Origin of the sequence: Candidatus Glomeribacter gigasporarum BEG34 (assembly GCF_000227585.1) — a bacterium.
Classification (GTDB): Bacteria; Pseudomonadota; Gammaproteobacteria; order Burkholderiales; family Burkholderiaceae; genus Glomeribacter; species Glomeribacter gigasporarum_B.
Genome location: NZ_CAFB01000009.1, coordinates 1 through 1,247, shown reverse-complemented (window position 1 = coordinate 1,247; position 1,247 = coordinate 1). Strand labels below are relative to the sequence as shown.

Sequence of the window (1,247 nt, the reverse complement as noted above, 5' to 3'; positions counted from 1 at the left end):
TCGAAACCAAATACACGATGCGCGAACTGATGAGCGCGCAAAAGCTCGGTCGTTCCATCGATGAGCAGCAATTCAACGCGATGCGGATGAAATATCAGATGGATGTCGATGAGAACGTCTATATTGGCGACAAGGATTTGGGCTTCTACGGCTTGTTGAATGCGCCCATTGTCGAGAACACGTCGAATGTCGCGAACAGCAAGAACGGCACGCCGCAATGGAAAACCAAAACGCCGCGGGAAATTCTGGCCGATGTGAACGAGTTGCTGAACGCCACCTGGAAAGCCGCTGGATGGGCGGTGATGCCGAACCGGATATTGCTGCCGCCGGAACAGTTCGGCTATCTCGCGTCTCAGATTGTCAGCAGCGCGGGCAATCGCTCAATTCTGAGCTATCTGCTGGAGAACAATATCTGCACGCAACGCGGCGGCAAACTGGAGATTCTGCCGGTCAAATGGCTGATTGGCTTAGGCGCGGGCGGCACGCTGGGACACCTGGGGACGGTTGACCGGATGATCGCGTACCGGAACGAATACGAGCGCATCCGCTATCCATTGACCGAGATTCAGCGCACGCCGCTTGAGTATCGCTCACTGTTCCAGGCCGCGACCTACTGGTGCTTGTTGGGTCAACTGGAGTTTGTCTATCCGGCCACGATCGGCTATCGGGATGGGATTTGAAATGACGGCAATCTATATTGAACGCCCGTTCTTGCTGAAGCTGGACAACGGCGCGCAGCGGTCTTTTGCAGCGGGTGAACAGGAAGTTGAGGAAGCGATGGCTACACACTGGTACGTTCAAGCGCATTGCATCGAAAAGCCGGTCGCGACGCCTGAGCCGGTGAGGTGGCCTGAGCCTGTACCCAATGCAGAGCAGGCGCCCGCGCAGAACCCAGAGCAGGCGCATGACGCGCCTTCAGCGGGGGATGAGGCGTTAGCGCAGGAAACGCCGCAGAAGTCCGAGCCTGTACCCCATCCCCCGAAATCGGGCAAAAAGGCCAAACCGTGACGCCGGCGCAGTTTCGGGCCGTACTGCCTGAGTTTGCCGATCAGAAGCACTATGGCGATGCAACAATTGCCTTCTGGCTTGGCGTTTCAGAGTCGTTTGTGAATGCGCGGCGCTGGGGCGCACTCGCCGAGCTCGGCATTGCCCTGTGCACCGCGCATCATCTGGTCATCGCCGCGCGCGATCAAGCCGATGCAGCCAAAAGCGGCGCGTCCGGTCAACTCAAAGGGCCGATGGCTGCA

The 1,247-nt window shown here is 58.3% G+C and carries 3 protein-coding genes; all 3 read left to right on the top strand.

Translation table 11 applies throughout. From position 1 onward, the window contains the following. The coding region (locus CAGGBEG34_RS00105) for a DUF2184 domain-containing protein (protein ID WP_042687034.1) at positions 1-680 on the top strand (680 nt) is incomplete at its 5' end. Position 681: 1 nt separating this feature from the next. Next, entirely contained in the window at positions 682-1,008 is a 327-nt protein-coding gene (locus CAGGBEG34_RS00100; RefSeq protein WP_006681927.1) for an STY1053 family phage-associated protein, read from the top strand. Further along, positions 1,005-1,247, top strand: a 243-nt coding sequence (locus tag CAGGBEG34_RS00095; protein WP_042687031.1) for a DUF4054 domain-containing protein, incomplete at its 3' end; no start/stop codon positions are given. The genes CAGGBEG34_RS00100 and CAGGBEG34_RS00095, both read left to right, overlap by 4 nt.